Origin of the sequence: Brevibacillus sp. RS1.1 (assembly GCF_013284365.1) — a bacterium.
Lineage (GTDB): Bacteria > Bacillota > Bacilli > Brevibacillales > Brevibacillaceae > Brevibacillus > Brevibacillus brevis_D.
The window spans coordinates 467656-483129 of the sequence record NZ_JABSVA010000002.1 but is presented as its reverse complement, the minus strand read 5'-3'; the positions used below and the strand labels follow the sequence as shown (position 1 = coordinate 483129).

Here is a 15474-nt window from a genome sequence, read left to right as displayed (position 1 = left end):
CGGCGTTTTTCATAAAAGTATACGCGACCGCTTGCGGTCAACAAAACGGTTTTGACCGTTTGTTGTATCCGCTTTCACGCAAAAACCGCGCTGTAAAGCCATTTCCAACTGAGCATTCGTTCGGACGAAAGTCTAGTAAAATCTTTTTGTTTTCGTTGACACCCCCTAGGTGCCTAGCTATAATCAGACGTAACACTTTATTCTGACAACAACAATATTGAAAATATTTTTTAAATAGCAGGCTATGACGAGGACGGTGCGCGTTTCCCCTTTTACAGAGAGCCCTGATGCTGAGAAACGGGTATAGGGTACGTCGCATTGCTCACCTCCGAGCCGTTTTGCTGAAACTTGCTTTGCAGGTAGTAGGCCAAACCGCTTAACACCCGTTAACGTGTTACAGTCCACATTTGTTGTGACTGGCTGAGATCGGCTGACCGCGAGGCGCCGATAAAGTTGGGTGGTACCGCGAACCCTTTCGCCCCAAAAGACATGGAAATCGAACCGTGTCGGGGCGAAAGGGTTTTTCTATGTGTCTATAGTTATTTTCAATACCTGTTGGAATTGGGAGGAGGAGAGAGCAATGAGTGTTGAAATGGCCGAATTGCAGAAAAAGAACGGCATTCCACCGATTCAGTTCGGGGAAGAGGTGACAGGAGCAGAAACACTGCTTCGCTGTTTGATCCTGGAGGAGGTCGAATACATTTTCGGCTATCCAGGCGGGGCGGTTCTCCCGATTTATGACTCCCTGTACGGGAGCTACTTCAAGCACATTTTGACTCGCCACGAGCAAGGCGCTATCCACGCTGCTGACGGATATGCCCGAGCGACTGGCAAACCGGGTGTATGTATCGCCACTTCTGGTCCGGGAGCAACGAACCTTGTAACAGGGATTGCAACTGCTCAGATGGACTCGGTTCCGCTAGTCTGCATCACGGGTAACGTGGCACAGTCACTGATTGGTACCGATGCGTTCCAAGAGGCGAACATTACGGGAATTACCATCCCGATTACGAAGCACAGCTACTTTGTCCGCGATATTCGCGATCTCCCGCGGATTGTAAAGGAAGCGTTCCACATTGCGACAACTGGACGCCCTGGCCCAGTATTGATCGACATTCCAAAAGACGTCGCCAATGAGAAGGCACCATTTACCTACCCGGATAAAGTGGAAATTCGCGGCTACCGCGCTTCACTCGTACCAAGCGACGAAGAAGTACAAGAGTTTGTCAAAGCCGTTAGCGAAGCGAAGCGTCCAGTCATTTTGGCTGGCGGGGGAATCATTGCAGCTCAAGCAGAGAAAGAATTGCGCGACTTTGCTGAAAAAACACGCATCCCGGTGATCAACACCTTCATGGGATTGGGCGGTTTCCCTGGAACACACGAGTTATCGTTGGCAATGCCGGGGATGCACGGAAATTACACAGCGAACCAAGCGCTCTTGAATGCGGATTGTGTGATTGGTCTGGGAGCACGCTTTGATGACCGGATCACGATGGGACGCACGAAGGAGTTCGCACCAAAAGCCCGCATTGTACACGTCGACATCGATCCAGCAGAGCTGGGGAAAAACGTAGACACAGCGGTAACAGTAGCAGGTGACGTGAAGAGCACGCTGGCAAAAGCAATTCCGCTCGCAAAAGCTTGTGAATCAGAAGCGTGGATCAGTCAGTTGAAAGAGTGGAAAGAACAATATCCGTACAAGTACAAAAAAGATGGCGACGTATTGAAGCCACAAGCAGTGATTGAACTCTTGTACAACTCCACAGATGGGGAAGCGATCGTCACAACAGACGTTGGACAACACCAGATGTGGACAGCTCAATACTATAAGTTCAAGCACCCGCGCTCCTTTATCTCTTCCGGTGGTCTCGGCACGATGGGCTTCGGCTTCCCGGCAGCAATTGGCGCACAGATCGCTCACCCAGATCGCACGGTAATCTCCGTCGTAGGGGATGGCGGATTCCAGATGACCAACCAGGAGCTGGCAATCGTCTCCCAATACAACATTCCGGTCAAAGTAGCGATTGTGAACAACCAGTGCTTGGGAATGGTTCGTCAATGGCAGGAGCTCTTCTATGATAATCGCTACAGCCAAATCGATCTGACATGCAGCCCGGATTTTGTGAAACTGGCCGAGGCATATGGCGTTAAAGGCTTGCGAGCACACACGCCTGAGGAAGCCAAAACAGTTTGGGCAGAGGCACTTGCGCATGATGGACCAGTCGTGGTGGACTTCCGAGTTGCACAGGAAGAAAACGTATATCCGATGGTTGCATCAGGCAACACACTAGATCAGATGGAATTGGGGGACGATTAGGATGCAGCAACATACCATTTCCGTACTCGTCAACGACCAACCAGGCGTTTTGACTAGAGTGGCGACACTGTTCGGCCAACGCGGCTTCAACATCGACAGCATTACGGTGGGAGGCACGGAAGAACAGGGGCTGTCACGGATGATCATTTCAACCGGGGGAGATGACCGCCAAATCAATCAGCTCATGAAGCAATTGCACAAGCTGATCGATGTCATCTCAGTCACGAATCTCAGCGAGAACCCTTTTGTTTCACGGGAACTGGCATTGATAAAAGTGACGGCATCGCCCAGCCAGCTGGCAGAGTTAAACGGAATTGTCGAGCCGTTCCGTGCCGCGATCGTCGATGTGGGTCCTAGCTCACTGATCGTGCAAGTAACGGGTGACACCGAAAAGATTGATGCGCTGCTCGTACTATTACAAAGCTACGGCGTTATTGAATTGACAAGAACAGGTTCAGTAGCGATGGCGCGCAGTATTGTTCCAGTAACAGCCGCAGCAACGGTTTAAATTAAAAAATTTCAGAATAGAAATTCAAACTAAACATTTTTAGGGAGGCTATACAAATGGTAAAAATGTATTATGAAGCGGACGTAAAACAAGAGGTACTGCGTGGAAAAACAATCGCAATCATCGGTTACGGTAGCCAAGGTCATGCACAAGCACAAAACCTGCGCGACAGCGGTTATAAAGTAGTGGTGGGTCTTCGTCCAGGTAAATCTTGGGATGTTGCAGCGAAAGACGGTTTTGAAGTTTTGACTGTAGCAGAAGCAACCAAACGCGCAGACGTAGTACAAATCCTGATGCCGGATGAGCGTCAAGCACAAGTATACCGCGACGAGATCGCTCCAAACCTGAAATCCGGCGCTGCACTTTGCTTCTCGCACGGATTCAACATCCACTACGCGCAAATCGTGCCACCAGCTGATGTAGACGTAATCATGGCAGCTCCAAAAAGCCCGGGTCACCTTGTTCGTCGCGTATACCAAGAAGGCTTCGGTGTACCTGGTTTGATCGCCATTTACCAAGATGCAACTGGCAACGCGAAAGATCTGGCACTCGCATACTCCAGCGGTATCGGTTGCACAAAAGCAGGCGTAATCGAAACTTCTTTCCGTGAAGAGACAGAAACAGACCTGTTCGGTGAGCAAGCAGTATTGTGCGGTGGCGCAAGCGAGCTGGTAAAAGCAGGCTTCGATACATTGGTGGAAGCAGGTTATGCTCCTGAGATCGCCTACTTCGAGTGCTTGCATGAGCTGAAGCTGATCGTTGACCTGATGTACGAGGGTGGCTTGGCTCGTATGCGCTACTCCATCAGTGACACGGCTGAGTACGGTGACTACAGTACAGGCCGTCGCATCATCACAGATGAGACTCGCAAAGAAATGAAAAAAGTACTGGCAGAAATCCAAGATGGTACATTTGCTCGCAATTGGATCTTGGAAAACCAAGCAAACCGTCCTGGCTTCACTTCCCGTCGCCGTCTGGAATCCGAACATGGTATCGAGGTAGTAGGGGAGCAGCTGCGTGGCATGATGTCTTGGATCAACAAAGATACGAAAAAAGAAGAAGTGAAAATCGGTCAATAAATAGGTGTGTAAAAAATGTATATATAATGTAGGGAAAAATGTGGAGGTGAAAAGTTCATGCGGACCATTGAGATTTTTGATACGACTCTGCGCGATGGGGAGCAGTCTCCGGGCGTCAATATTAGCACGAACGAAAAGGTGGAGATCGCCCTTCAACTCGAGAAGCTGGGCGTAAACAGAATGGAGGCGGGCTTCGCTGCTGCCTCCCCTGGTGACCAAAAGTCTGTGGCCGAAGTTGCAAAACGGGTGAAGAATGCAACCGTCGTCAGTCTGGCTCGTGCCGTAAAAGACGACATGGATAAGGCATACGAAGCGCTTCGCAACGCACAAAACGCTTCCCTCCACGTCTTTCTCGCAACATCTCCAATTCACCGTCAGTTCAAGCTGAACATGAGCAAGGAAGAAGTCCTTGCTCGGGCGGTGGAAGCGGTCACTTATGCGAAAAAGTATTTTACGGAAGTTCAGTTTTCCGCAGAGGATGCGGCGCGTACCGAGATCGACTTTTTGGCAGAGGTTGTAGAGGCAGTCATTAAGGCAGGGGCTACCACGGTAAATATTCCAGATACGGTTGGCTACATGACGCCGTATCAATACGGAAACATTTTCCGAGAGCTGAAAAAACGTGTGCCTTCTACTGATCTGATTCGCCTGAGCTGCCATTGCCATGATGACCTCGGGATGGCAGTCGCCAACAGTCTTGCTGCTGTCGAGGGTGGAGCTACACAAGTAGAGGGTACCATTAATGGAATCGGAGAGCGCGCAGGAAATGCTGCTCTGGAAGAAGTGGCGCTTGCCTTGGAGACACGCAAGGATTACTACCAGGCGACGACCAAGCTGAATTTGAAAGAAATCGCACGGACCAGTCAGCTGGTAAGCCGTTTGACAGGGATGATCGTACCAGGAAATAAAGCAGTCGTAGGTGCAAATGCGTTTGCGCACGAATCCGGTATTCACCAGGATGGTGTGTTAAAAGAGGTCACTACGTACGAAATTATCCGTCCGGAATCGGTTGGCTTCAAGTCAAACAAACTGGTTCTCGGCAAGCACTCTGGCCGTCATGCTTTCAAAGAAAAATTGGTTGATCTGGGTTATCACTTGGAGCAAGAAGAGGTAAACGCAGCGTTCGCTGCATTTAAAGTATTGTGCGACAAGAAGAAAGAAATCACGGATGATGACATCCTCGCATTAGTCGATTCCAAGATGGTTCGCGGACCTGAAGCGTTCCAGCTGGAATCCGTGCAGCTCGCTTACGGCAACATTTCCGTTCCGACAGCGAGTGTGCGACTGGTTCGTGCCGACGGATCGGTATGCGAAGAAGCCGCATGTGGAAATGGATCGGTTGATTCTATCTACAAAGCGATTGACCGCGCTACCGGAGAAGAAGTCTCCCTCGTCGACTACAAAATTCTTTCTGTTACCCATGGACAAGATGCGTTGGGTGAAGTGTTCGTACGCCTTCAACAGGACGATCTGATCGTAACAGGACGCGGTGTGAGTACGGATGTGCTGGAAGCAAGCGCCATTGCCTATGTACGGGCAGTCAACAAGATCATGGAGCGGCGAGGCGAGCCTACTCCTGTCAGTGCAACGATATAAAGATAGGGTTTAAAGTGGATAGGATCATAGGAACCAGCAGCGTTCGGAAACCATTACGTATAGAAAAGCGGGATAAACGATGAAGAAAAACTATCGCATCGCCGTTCTTCCTGGAGACGGTATTGGACCAGAAATCATGCAGGAAGCGGTCAAAGTCCTTACACTCGTAGGGGAACTTGAAGGTGTCACTTTTACATGTGAAGAAGGCCGGATCGGTGGGATCGCAATCGATACGGATGGAACACCGTTGCCAGAAGAAACGGTAACGGTGGCAAAGCAAGCGGATGCTGTGCTCTTGGGTGCCGTTGGCGGACCGAAGTGGGATCAAAATCCTGGGCATCTTCGTCCAGAAACAGGGCTGCTCGGCATTCGCAAAGCACTCGGATTGTTTGCGAACATTCGCCCAGCTACCATGCACAGCTCTCTGGTGGATGCGTCCACCCTCAAGCCAGAAGTCGTTTCTGGCGTTGACTTGATCGTTGTACGTGAACTGACCGGGGGGATTTACTTCGGTGAGAAAAAACGCTATGACGGTCCAAACGGTGAAGTCGCAGAAGATCAGTGCATCTATCATGAAGCGGAAGTCGAGCGAATCATTCGAGTTGGCTTCGACATTGCCCGCAAACGCCAAAAGCGTCTCGTATCTGTAGATAAGGCAAACGTCCTCGAAAGCTCCCGCCTTTGGCGCAAGGTAGCCGAGCGAGTAGCGGCTGACTATCCAGATGTAGAGCTGTCTCACCAGTTGGTAGACTCTTGCGCGATGCAGCTTGTGCGTGAACCAAAACAGTTTGACGTCATCGTGACAGAAAACATGTTTGGCGACATCTTGAGTGATCAGGCAGCGATGCTGACTGGTTCGATTGGGATGCTGTCCTCGGCGAGTCTGGCAGCTGGCAGCTTTGGCCTGTATGAACCAGTTCATGGCTCTGCCCCTGACATTGCTGGAAAAGGCATTGCCAATCCGCTGGCAACCATTCTGTCCGTAGCGATGATGCTTCGTCTCTCTCTCGGAATGGATGAAGCGGCAGCAGCGGTGGAAAACGCAGTTTGGTCCGTACTGGAAGCAGGACATCGCACGGGCGATATCGCAGCAGACAGAAGCAAAGCGATTGGTACAATCGAGATGGGCCAACTGGTTCGCGACGAGCTGTCCAAACAGTGGCAAACACAATAAACCATACACAAAACGAAACCCTGCCAAAGTCCTTCGGGTGCTCTGGCAGGGTTTTCTCCATTATGATACGACTTATCCGATCGTGATCTTCCCTTTTGGATAGCGGAAGTACTCCTTTTGCTTGCGTTGTGCGAGGGCAAAGGCAATGGTGAGAGGCCCTACCCGACCGGCAAACATCGTCAATACGATCAGGATTTTCCCGATTGGAGTCAGATGAGGGGTGAGCCCCATGGACAATCCAGTCGTAGCAAACGCAGAAGTGACCTCGAACAGGATCATTTCGAATCGGGCACTTGTCTCTGTAATGGAAAGCACCATCGTCATGACAAGGACAATAAACAAGGAGATCATCGTCAATGTCAGCGATTTGTAGACCATGTGAGGCAGGATGCGTTGTCGGAAGAAGATCACGTCTTCTTTTCCTTTCATTTGGGCGACAACAGCACCGATCAGTGTGGCGAATGTCGTCGTCTTGATACCGCCACCCGTTGATCCTGGGGAAGCACCGATGAACATTAAGAGAATAATGAGGAATAGAGATGACTGATACATGTCACCGATATTCAAGGTGTTCGAACCTGCCGTACGTGCTGTCACTGATTGATAAAGTGAGCCAAGCACTTTGCCCATCATAGACAAAGGCTGCAAGGTCTTCGGATTCGCATACTCCAAAATAAAGATCAGAGCAGTTCCTGCGACAACTAAGATCCCGGTCGTAGACAAAACGACCTTCGTATGTAGAGAAAGACGGCGCGTTTGACGGTAATCGTACAGCTCACTCACAACCATGAAGCCGATCCCGCCGAGGATGATCAGCAGACAAACAACGAGTGTGACGACCGGGTCATCTACGTAGGCTGTCAAGCTGGAGAATTCCCCCATTAAGTCAAAGCCAGCATTATTAAAGTTAGAAATAGCATGAAAAAAGCCGAAGTAGATCGCTTTAGGCAATGGGAAATCAAAGGCAAAGCGTATAGAGAGAAGCACACCGCCGATCAGCTCAGTGAGGGCAGTAAAGACCAGAATCATTTTGGCCAAACGAACGATACCTTCCATTGACATCTGATTCAGGGATTCTTGCAGGATGAGTCGCTCGCGCAAGGAGATCTTTTTGCGCATGATTAGTGCGAAAAAGGTAGCGAACGTCATAAAGCCGAGTCCGCCAATTTGGATGAGCGATAAAATGACGAGTTGACCAAAGGTAGTGAAAGTCGTTCCGGTATCGACGACAACCAAGCCTGTTACACACGTAGCAGAGGTGGCTGTAAACAGCGCATCAAGCCAATGCAGACCAAGTCCATCAACTGTAGCGACCGGGAGTGTCAAAAGCAGCGCTCCTAAGAAGATAATCAAGGAAAACCCAAGAACAAGCGTTTTTGGTGGATCAAGGTGAAGCTTTTCTACGATTTTTTTAATCATAGCAGGTTATACCTCGGCTTTTTTGAGTCTAGTGAAAAGGAAAAGAGGGAAATCCATTTCTTAGTATGGCATTTCCCTTGGAAAACTTACTGAAGTAGAGCAGCACCCAATCGGTGAAGCCAATGCTTCAACTCTCGTTCTTCCAGTGGAGCGAGTGGAAAACGGACAGCCGGGCAGCGCTGAATGTCGGCGGGCTCATCTGCTACGCGAAAAGCATGACCGCCAGTCAGCTCGAGTCCTTCCTCACGCAGAATAGCGACGACTCTCTCTTCTTGTTCGGTTGCTCTTGCGGTTGGCGTGCCCCATTTGATCCACGTATTTAAGCCCCCTGAAATGGGGTACATTCGCGCGTGATCAGGGAGTGCCTGGCGTCTTTCCTGCCACAGTCGCAGGAAGCGGGTTTGGAACAGGGCCCGCCGATCCGTCAGAAACTCTTCATAAAACCATGGATCATCGAGGAGGCGGACGGCGGATTCCACGACGAGCAAGGATGGCTCAGCTCCTGTCATGGAAACAAGCTGACTGTAGCGCTCCAACTCGTCATCCGATAATTCAGAAGGAAGCATCAATACGCCCAATTGCAGATCGCGAGCCAACGTTTTTGACAACGAATGCAGATAATAGACCTCCACAGGGCTTTTTGCCTGTGCAGCCATCTGGTACAGCGGAACACTCGGCTCTTCAAACCAGAGGTCGCCATAATGGTCATTTTCCACAAGACGTACGTTGTGGCTTTGCGCCCATTCGAGCAGATCTTCCTTTCGTTTCAACGAATAGCTGATACCCGTAGGAAATTGATAATGCGGATTAATCAAAAGCCAATTCGCCGGGTAATGCTCCTGCTCTTCTGTGAGAGCTTGAATACAAACGCCTTCTTCATCCATGCGAATCGGGCGAACGGTAATTCCGCACTGACTCAATAGGCGAAGAAAAACGGGATAGCTGTACTCCTCCACATAGACGACATCACGTGAATTCATGACACGCTGGGCAAGAAAGGCGAAGCCGCTTGTGCTTCTATTAAAAAGCAGGAGGCGCTCAGGTGAGTGAGGAAGCCCACGGCGGCCGAGGTGATCGGCAAAAACCTTGGCAGCTTGTATACGCCTGATTTTCTTTTGCGCGGACGGTTCATCCAATACGGTCAGGCTCTCATAAAAAGCACCACGCAATCGTTTCACCAGCTCTTCGCTAGGACGAGGGGAGGAATCAGCTAGGGAAGCGATCGGAATATCTGTGAGCGGGAGGCGATTTTCCAAACGAGCTTCTTTGGCAAGCTGCGTCAAGTAATAACCTTTGCCGTGCACAGCTTCCAGCCAGCCTTCCAGCGCAAGATGATCGTATGCTTTTTTGACTGTCTCCAACGAGCAGCCGCTAATTGTTTTCATATCTCGCAGCGATATCAATTGTTGTCCATCTACAAGAAAGGCACCACGCAGAATCGCTGTTTTCAATTGTTCAGCGAGTTGTACATAGATCGGTGTGTGCGATTGTTTGTGGAAATGAAAAGAAAAATATGGTCGCTCTGGCATTCGCGCACGCCTCCTTGTCTGTCGAAAAAATAGCAGTCATCAGCATTATATAGGAAAGTGAAGCATCTCGGGTATAGGGAGTGAAGAAATTGTTGCCGGAACGACGAGGGTATTGGAAACCGGAACATGGTATCATGAGAAGAGATATATATTGAAGAAATGAGGAAAATACGGATGAGTACGCAGGAACACAAGGCGCTATCGCCCAAGCAAGTCACATGCATGGTCATCACCGTTTCCGATACCCGGACAGAGGATACAGATAAAAGCGGGCAATTAATGAAGCAACTATTGACTGAAGCAGGTCACAGCGTTGCGCTTTATCAAATAGTTAAGGACGAGCCTGTACAGGTCATAGCTGCGATCGAAGCGGGAATCGCACATGAAGATGTTCAAGTCATTCTTCTCAATGGCGGTACTGGCATTTCCCCTCGAGATAATACCTTTGAGGCTGTTTCTGGCTTGCTCGATAAGGAAATGCCAGGGTTTGGCGAGCTGTTTCGGATGTTGAGCTTTACAGAAGACATCGGTTCGGCAGCGATGCTCAGTCGTGCGATTGCAGGGACGCGGAAAGGGAAAATGATTTTTTCCACGCCAGGTTCGACAGGTGCGGTGCGACTGGCGATGAATCGGTTGATCGTGCCGGAGCTGGGGCATGTGGTGCGCGAATTAAACCGTTAACGATTTGCCGTTACTAGCCTCGTATGGTACTGTTACGAAAGGAAAAAGATCGGTCAGACCTGAACCATCGATTGCAGATGGTTTTTTGGTGCCGAATTTTGCAAGGAGAGTAGACCCATCCATGAAGATTTTACTATCGACTTTAAACGCCAAGTTTATTCACTCCTCACTCGCTTTGCGTTATTTGCGAAGCTATGCTCAGGAAGCATTTCCTTCGATTGAGCTAGTGGAGTATACCATCAACGATGTGACGTTAAATATAGTAGCAGATATACACAAGCGCAAGCCCGATGTCGTTGCATTTTCCTGTTATATCTGGAACATTCGTGAGACCCTCAGTGTCATGCGCACGCTGAAAAAGATTTGCCCTGATGTTCCGATTATCCTCGGCGGACCAGAAGTGACCTATGATGCGGACGAATGGATGAAGAAGCATCCTGAAATCGATGTGATCTGCATCGGTGAAGGGGAGCAAACCTTCTTGGAGCTTTTGCAGGTGTACCAGGAATCCCTGCAAACCAAGCAGCCTCCGCGCTTGCGTGATGTAGCCGGAATCGCTTATCGCGAAGAGGAGTACGTGCGTTTTTCTATGCCGCGTGCGCAGGTTGAAGAGATGGACAGCATTCCTTCCCCATACGCGGATCATCTGGACGAGCTGAACAACCGCGTCGTCTATTTCGAGGCATCCCGTGGCTGTCCGTTCAAATGCCAATACTGTCTGTCTTCGATTGAAGACGGCGTACGCTATTTCAGTCTGGAACGAGTGAAGGAAGATCTCATGCGTTTGATCAATCACGGCGTCAAAACGATCAAGTTCGTGGATCGAACGTTTAACATCAATAAGAAATATGCGTTGGAAATCTTTCAGTTTTTGATCGATAACCACAATGGCACGGTCTTTCAATTCGAGATTACGGCAGACATTTTGCGCGCGGACGTACTCGACTTCTTGACCGAGAACGCACCTCCAGGTATTTTCCGCTTCGAGATTGGGGTTCAGTCCACGAATGATGAGACCAACCGCCTTGTTCAGCGGATTCAGCGCTTCGATCGCCTTGCGCGGACAGTGACACAGATCAAGGATTCGAAAAAAATCGATCAGCATTTGGACTTGATCGCTGGTTTGCCTGAGGAAGATTATGCGTCCTTCCGCAAAACCTTCAACGACGTGTTTGGTTTGCGCCCAGAAGAACTTCAGCTCGGCTTTTTGAAAATGCTGCGCGGGACAGGTGTTCGTGCGCGAGCGGCTAATCACGGCTATGTTTTTATGGATGAGGCTCCTTACGAAATTTTGGGGAACAACGTCCTTTCCTTTGATGACATGCAAAAAATCAAGCGTGTAGAAGACATTTTGGAAAAGTACTGGAACGCGCACCGGATGGACTATACAGTGGAGTGGCTGTTGGCGAATCAGTTCGAAACGGCTTTTGACTTCTTTCAGGCATTTGGTGATTATTGGGAAAATCAGGGCTGGGGCCGAATCGGTCATCAATTAGAGGATTTGTTCGTACGTTTGCAGAAGTTTTTGCAATTCCAGGAAGTGGATGGTATGGGTCATGTGCTTAGCATGATGAAATTCGATTTCCTGCGCAACCAGAAGCATCGCCCGCGCAAGCTGTGGTGGGAGGATGTCATGGACAAGGAAGAGATGCAGCAGACGTTTGCTGTCCTAACCGAGCAGCGTGAGCGACTCCGCGATGATTTTGCGGCACATGCTGCGTTGGAAAAAGATTATTTCAAACACACGCTGACTGCCAAGGTGACCTTTGATATTGAAAAATGGATGGAGACCGGTGAGCTTGTCGAGGGAGATTTTACACTTGTCGTGTATTATCCGTACAAAGACGAAGAGCAAAATGCTTTTGCCGTCGTCAAGCAGGACGTCCAAGCAGCAGGCTAAACCACCGGATGATCAGATGGGGTGGGAGGAGACGCGGATGAACGCTAGTGAGTATACGGAGGCTGTCGAGGAACGGTTGCGTGCACATAGTGATTCGATTGTGGCTGGCCCCATGGCGCAGTACATGAAAAATCATTTTCCTTTTCTGGGGATAAAATCACCACAGCGCAAAGAACTGACCAAACAAATCTTTCGTGAGTATGGTGTACCCGAAGATTGGGAGCAGGTCGTTCGTTTCTTGTGGGCTTTGCCAGCGCGAGAGTACCAGTATGTAGCGCTTGACGTACTCGAGAAGTCCAAAAAGCGTCTCACCCCTGACCATCTCCCGTTCGTTGTCGAACTGATTACGACAAAATCGTGGTGGGATACCGTCGATTATTTGGCTTCCCATACAACGGGCAAATTGTTCGCCGTGCATCCCGAACTGATCGAATTGAATACGACAGCTTGGATGGATGGGACCAACATGTGGCTGCAACGAACGGCAATTTTATTTCAATTGTCGTACAAGGACAAGACCGATCAGCGGCGGCTCTTTTCCTTGGTGGAAAGATGCGCGGATTCCAAAGAGTTTTTTATTCAGAAGGCAATCGGCTGGGTGTTGAGAGAGTATGCGAAAACCAATCCCAAAGCCGTGCGTGAATTTGTAGAAGCGACTCCACTTGCGAGTTTGTCCAGGCGTGAAGCGCTCAAGCATCTATCAGGATAGGGTCGTCTGTTGTATCTGTGCTTGATAAAATACGCAAATCTATTGCACAATAAACAAGTACCTTTTTTGAGGTTCATAACGTAATACATAGAGTCAGATATCGTGCGATGCCATAGCTGCTAGTATGTCAAGAAATGACCGCACTGTGGCAAGGATAGGGGATTTTGCCTCATGGAAGTCGACCTGCTAATGTCCATCATAGAGCAATACGGTTACGTAGCGATTTTTTTCATGCTTTGGCTGGGGATTGTAGGCTTGCCGATTCCCGATGAGCTGGTTGTCGCTACAGGAGGATTTCTTGCCTCCATTGGCATGTTAAACCCTTGGTATTCTTTTTTGGCGGGATATTTAGGGGTTGCCTCCGGATTGACGATTGGCTTTTTACTTGGAAAGTACTTTGGGAAACCGATATTGCAGTGGCTGTGCAAAACCGAGAAAATGAGGAACGCCGTGAATCGATCAACGAGCTTGCTGGAGAAGTATGGAACTACTGCTCTTTGCATCAGCTACTTATTTCCGGTTGTCCGTCATGTCGTACCTTATTTGGTCGGGCTTGGTGGTATGACGTTCCGGCGTTATGCGGTGCTGTCATATCCGATCGGGTTGATTTGGACCATCGCCTTTTACTTTCTCGGCCATGTATTCGGTAATAATGTGGAAGCCATTATCGAGGTCATCCGTAAATACGGTTTCTACGCTTTGCTGGTGATCGTGATTGTATTGGCTGTGGTATTTTTCGTACGCAAGCAGTTTATGGCAAATCGGGCATATCGGGCAAAAGGAGAATAAGAAATGTACCATCAACAATTAGCTGCCCACCGCCGCAATTTCATGTTGCTGCTCGTTATTAGTTGGGCCCTCCTCTTGGTCGGATACTTCAATTCGAATGTTTGGGTGCTGGCGGCAGGAGCTTTACTGGTGAATGGCTATGCTTATTACCTGATGCAGGCAGACAAGCGTCTGGCTAAAGAAAAAGGTTTTCGGGTTCCAGAAATGAGCCTTTTTTTGGTCGCATTTTTAGGAGGAGGGATTGGGGCGTTTGAGGGTATGCTCATTCAACGGCATAAGACCAAGCATACCTCTTTTCGCATTCTGCTCCCGCTCTTTTGCATCGCGCAAATCTTGCTAGTTATTTGGGGAATACAACTATATTTGGATAAGAATCTCGTGTCGTAGGTGGCACGGGATTTTCTTTTTGTAAAAAGGATTCTCTTGTTTGAAAATTCAGCCTATAATGGAAGTAACGATGGAACAAGCTGAGGAGGTAGTTATGTCTCAATCGAGCGGCTTAACGAAAGCATACGCACAGCAATTGGATGCACAGGATGAACTCGCGAGCTATCGCGAAGAGTTTTATTTGCTTCCGAGCCTGTATTTGGATGGAAACTCGCTTGGCCTCATGTCAAAAAGAGCGGAAAAGAGCGTCATGGATATGATGCAGTCTTGGAAGGAGCTGGGTGTGGAAGGCTGGACAACGGGTCGTCATCCGTGGTTTTTCTTTTCGGAGAAATTGGCAGAGATGAGCGCAGCGCTTGTAGGGGCAAGCCCGGAGGAAGTGATTGTCACGGGATCTACGACGATCAACCTGCATCAGCTGTCAGCTACCTTCTATCGTCCTGTTGGGAAGAGGTCGAAGGTCGTTGCCACTGAACTGGATTTCCCTACCGATATATACGCACTGCAGAGTCAAATGAAGCTCCGTGGGCTGGACCCGGAAGAGCATTTGGTTCGGGTAGCGTCAAGAGATGGTCGCCTGATCGAAGAAGAGGATATTATCGATGCGATGACGGATGAAGTAGCACTCGTTGTCCTTCCTACCGTCCTGTATCGCAGTGGCCAGCTGCTCGATATCGAACGGTTGACAGCAGCCGCACATGAGAGAGGCATTCTGATTGGTTTTGACGGATGTCACTCTGTAGGAGCGATCCCGCACTCCTTCAGTAAATGGGGAGTGGACTTTGCCTACTGGTGCAACTACAAATACGTAAATGCGGGACCTGGAAGCGTGGGCAGCCTATATGTCAATCGCAAGCATTTTGGCAGGACTCCTGGATTGGCGGGATGGTTCAGCTCGAAAAAGGATAAGCAATTTGACATGGATCATACGCTGGAGGCATGCGAAAGTGCGGGCGCTTACCAGATCGGTACCCCACATATGCTGAGTCTCGCCCCACTGCTTGGTTCGTTGGAAATGTTCCAGGAGGTGTCCATGGAAAAGCTCCGTACCAAGTCGCTCGGCTTAACGCGGTTCATGATGGATTTGATCGAGGTGGAGCTGGCAGACATGGGTTTTACGATTGCGAACCCACAGCAGGACGATCGCCGAGGTGGGCATGTCAGCCTTGAGCACGAAGAGGCCATACGTATATGCAAGGCCTTGAAGGAAGCGGGCATTATTCCTGACTTCCGATCCCCAAACATCATCCGGTTAGCCCCTGTTGCTTTCTATACGACTTATACAGAGGTTTGGGAAAGTGTCCAGATCTTAAAGGCGATCATGCTGGAGAAGAGCTACGAGAAATTTGAAAATAAGCGCGAGGTAGTCGCTTGACAGGTCCGACT

At 49.5% G+C, this 15474-nt stretch carries 13 protein-coding genes; 11 read left to right on the top strand and 2 right to left on the bottom strand.

Features of this window, described 5'->3' with window-relative positions; all coding sequences use genetic code 11:
• The first annotated feature begins 580 nt into the window (after nt 1-580).
• The 5 genes from ilvB to leuB all read left to right on the top strand — a co-directional run bounded on the left by ilvB (nt 581) and on the right by leuB (nt 6674).
• Nucleotides 581-2317 (top strand): biosynthetic-type acetolactate synthase large subunit, encoded by a 1737-nt coding sequence (gene ilvB, locus HP570_RS07805; RefSeq protein ID WP_173625366.1) that lies wholly within the window; start codon nt 581-583, stop codon nt 2315-2317.
• 1 nt (nt 2318) lies between these two features.
• Entirely contained in the window at nt 2319-2825 is a 507-nt protein-coding gene (gene ilvN, locus HP570_RS07800; RefSeq protein ID WP_012685344.1) for an acetolactate synthase small subunit, read from the top strand.
• Between the two features lie 56 nt (nt 2826-2881).
• On the top strand, nt 2882-3904 hold the full coding sequence (ilvC, locus tag HP570_RS07795) for a ketol-acid reductoisomerase (protein ID WP_012685345.1): 1023 nt from the start codon (nt 2882-2884) through the stop codon (nt 3902-3904).
• A gap of 57 nt (nt 3905-3961) precedes the next feature.
• Entirely contained in the window at nt 3962-5500 is a 1539-nt protein-coding gene (locus tag HP570_RS07790) for a 2-isopropylmalate synthase (protein WP_012685346.1), read from the top strand.
• A 79-nt stretch (nt 5501-5579) separates the two neighbouring features.
• Nucleotides 5580-6674 (top strand): 3-isopropylmalate dehydrogenase, encoded by a 1095-nt coding sequence (leuB, locus tag HP570_RS07785; RefSeq protein ID WP_173625365.1) that lies wholly within the window; start codon nt 5580-5582, stop codon nt 6672-6674.
• Between the two features lie 72 nt (nt 6675-6746).
• Here leuB and HP570_RS07780 read toward each other — a convergent pair whose 3' ends face one another.
• Both HP570_RS07780 and HP570_RS07775 read right to left on the bottom strand, forming a co-directional pair.
• On the bottom strand, nt 6747-8093 hold the full coding sequence (locus HP570_RS07780) for a TrkH family potassium uptake protein (RefSeq protein ID WP_012685348.1): 1347 nt from the start codon (nt 8091-8093) through the stop codon (nt 6747-6749).
• An 86-nt stretch (nt 8094-8179) separates the two neighbouring features.
• A complete protein-coding gene (locus HP570_RS07775; RefSeq protein WP_173625364.1) occupies nt 8180-9622 on the bottom strand; it encodes an aminotransferase-like domain-containing protein in 1443 nt (480 codons plus the stop codon).
• Between the two features lie 174 nt (nt 9623-9796).
• On the opposite strand from HP570_RS07775, the gene HP570_RS07770 reads away from it, so the two are divergent.
• The 6 genes from HP570_RS07770 to kynU all read left to right on the top strand — a co-directional run bounded on the left by HP570_RS07770 (nt 9797) and on the right by kynU (nt 15463).
• Nucleotides 9797-10303, top strand: a complete 507-nt coding sequence (locus HP570_RS07770) for a MogA/MoaB family molybdenum cofactor biosynthesis protein (protein ID WP_012685350.1) — start codon at nt 9797-9799, stop codon at nt 10301-10303.
• A 121-nt stretch (nt 10304-10424) separates the two neighbouring features.
• Complete coding sequence (locus HP570_RS07765) at nt 10425-12203, top strand: B12-binding domain-containing radical SAM protein (RefSeq protein ID WP_012685351.1); 1779 nt, start codon at nt 10425-10427, stop codon at nt 12201-12203.
• Nucleotides 12204-12240: 37 nt separating this feature from the next.
• Nucleotides 12241-12912 (top strand): DNA alkylation repair protein, encoded by a 672-nt coding sequence (locus tag HP570_RS07760; RefSeq protein WP_173625363.1) that lies wholly within the window; start codon nt 12241-12243, stop codon nt 12910-12912.
• A gap of 171 nt (nt 12913-13083) precedes the next feature.
• The gene (locus tag HP570_RS07755; protein WP_012685353.1) at nt 13084-13701 is read left to right on the top strand and encodes a DedA family protein; all 618 of its coding nucleotides are present in this window, start codon (nt 13084-13086) and stop codon (nt 13699-13701) included.
• 3 nt (nt 13702-13704) lie between these two features.
• A complete protein-coding gene (locus tag HP570_RS07750) occupies nt 13705-14088 on the top strand; it encodes a DUF1294 domain-containing protein (protein ID WP_041749318.1) in 384 nt (127 codons plus the stop codon).
• Nucleotides 14089-14182: 94 nt separating this feature from the next.
• Nucleotides 14183-15463 carry a kynureninase gene (gene kynU / locus HP570_RS07745; protein ID WP_173625362.1) on the top strand — a complete coding sequence of 427 codons (1281 nt, stop codon included), beginning with the start codon at nt 14183-14185 and terminating at the stop codon, nt 15461-15463.
• The last annotated feature ends 11 nt before the right edge of the window (nt 15464-15474 follow it).